This is a genomic window from Psychrobacter sp. 1U2 (assembly GCF_051847575.1).
This window is the reverse complement of record NZ_JBPYDC010000109.1, coordinates 1-1,792: the sequence shown is the minus strand read 5'-3', so window position 1 is coordinate 1,792 and position 1,792 is coordinate 1. Positions and strand designations below refer to the sequence as shown.

The window sequence follows — 1,792 nt, the reverse complement described above, 5'->3', positions numbered from 1 at the left end:
CGCTACGATGCAGGCGATAAATCCCTTTTTCACTGTTCTCTTCTAAAAAATCATCAATAGTGATGTCTGATCCTTCAGGTACTAGATTGATACGCTCGCTCATGGCTGCCTTCCTTGTATAATGACGGTATAAAATGAGATTAGAAGCTAACGTTTGATACGACAACTGAGGGCATATCAAACGTAAGTCGCTAGTAGTGATTAATTAATGCTATTTAATATGAGTGCTCATTAACCTTGAGCACGGCGGCGTTCTACTTCGCTGCCTTGTATAGCTTGGTCAATGTCTTTTACTAAATGAAAGTCAAAGTCGATACTTGCGTAAGGCTTATCAAGCGCTTTTTCTTTTAGCTTGTCCGCGTCTTCGACCATCGTTACCTCTGGTACCAAGCCTTCGCGGCTTGCAAAAGCAAAGTCATCCCATAGGTACTCATCGCCATCGATGTTAATCTGCGTGGTCAGTTTGCGGTGACCGTCAGCACTGGCAAAGAAATGAATGTGAGCTGGGCGATGACCGTGACGTCCTAGCGCGCCCAATACTTTTTGCGTCATTCCTTCTGGTGGTACCGAGTAACCTAGCGGCACGATGCTGCGGAATGCATAATTTCCGTTTTCATCGGTAATGATGCTACGACGTAAGTTGAAATGAGACTGTGATTCATCAAAGAAAGAGTAGTTACCTAAGCTGTTGGCATGCCACACTTCAACTTTTGCATTTGGAAGAGGCTTTCCATCTTCACCATAAACAGTGCCTTGCATAAATAGCACGGTGCCATTGTCAAGGTCAGTGCCATCATCTAGACGCGCAAAGCCTTTTTCTTCTGGCGCACCAGCGACATAGAGTGGACCTTCAATAGTACGTACAGTACCACCGTCAAGACCGGCTGCTTTTAAATCCTCTTCAATCATTAAATCCATGAAGTGATCAAAACCAAGGCCGGGCGATAATAAACCTGCTTCTTTGCCCAAGTCACCGATAAACTCAACCCCAGACCAATACTCATCGGCGGTAATTTTTAAGTCGTTAATGGTTTGCATAAGGTCTGTGACAATACGTAGAACAATTGCTTGTACACGTGGATTGACTTGCTCAGGGAAGTCGATTTTGCCTTTGATGAATTGAGTGGCTAATGCTTCAATTTGGCTGCGTTCCATGTCTCTCTCCTTGTTGAGGACTGTTTTAATAAAGGGTAACTATATTGAGTACTCTTACTCAGTTTTTATAGAATCTGATATTCGCTTTACTTGCTTGGTTTAGCTGTCATCACTACGAACAGAAGATGGATGACGTAATAACGGTGTCACTTCAACCTTCATGTATGGATAAAGCGGTAGCGACATCATGATGTCGTGTAGCTCTTCATTACTCTCAACATCAAAGATGCTAAAATTAGAATACTGACCTGCTATGCGCCAAATATGACGCCATTTACCTTGCTCTTGCAGTTTTTGTGATAGTGCTTTTTCTGTGGCTTTAAGCTCGTTGACTTTATCGGCGTCCATATCTGTTGGGATTAAGACATCCATTCTGACGTGGTATAACATAATGATTTCCTTATACGTGATGAAAGATAACTTGGCTGACTTTTACAGTGTTTCAGTTTGAGCGTTAGTAGAAAATTAAGTCTTTTATGATTTAGGTAAATTGGTGATGGTTTGTTTGGCATAGTGGTAGATTTTATCGCTGTCTACTTCGATGCCAATACCTGCGCCTGTAGGAACATTTAAACCAAAGTCTTGATAATCAAGAGGCTTTACTAAAACGTCTTCGGTTAATAGTAAAGGACCAAAA

Annotated in this window: 2 protein-coding genes; both read right to left on the bottom strand. The window is 42.0% G+C overall.

Annotated elements, in window-relative coordinates; all coding sequences use genetic code 11:
• Positions 1-231: 231 nt before the first annotated feature.
• A complete protein-coding gene (gene catA, locus ACS8FD_RS13580; protein WP_201581469.1) occupies positions 232-1,155 on the bottom strand; it encodes a catechol 1,2-dioxygenase in 924 nt (307 codons plus the stop codon).
• A 99-nt stretch (positions 1,156-1,254) separates the two neighbouring features.
• Positions 1,255-1,545 carry a muconolactone Delta-isomerase gene (gene catC, locus ACS8FD_RS13575; protein WP_011513602.1) on the bottom strand — a complete coding sequence of 97 codons (291 nt, stop codon included), beginning with the start codon at positions 1,543-1,545 and terminating at the stop codon, positions 1,255-1,257.
• Positions 1,546-1,792: the final 247 nt, after the last annotated feature.

Excerpts from the sequence above, each read along its gene's own strand:
- catA (WP_201581469.1), bottom strand. The coding sequence starts at position 1,155 with ATGGAACGCAGCCAAATTGAAGCATTAGCCACTCAATTCATCAAAGGC.
- catC (WP_011513602.1), bottom strand. The coding sequence starts at position 1,545 with ATGTTATACCACGTCAGAATGGATGTCTTAATCCCAACAGATATGGAC.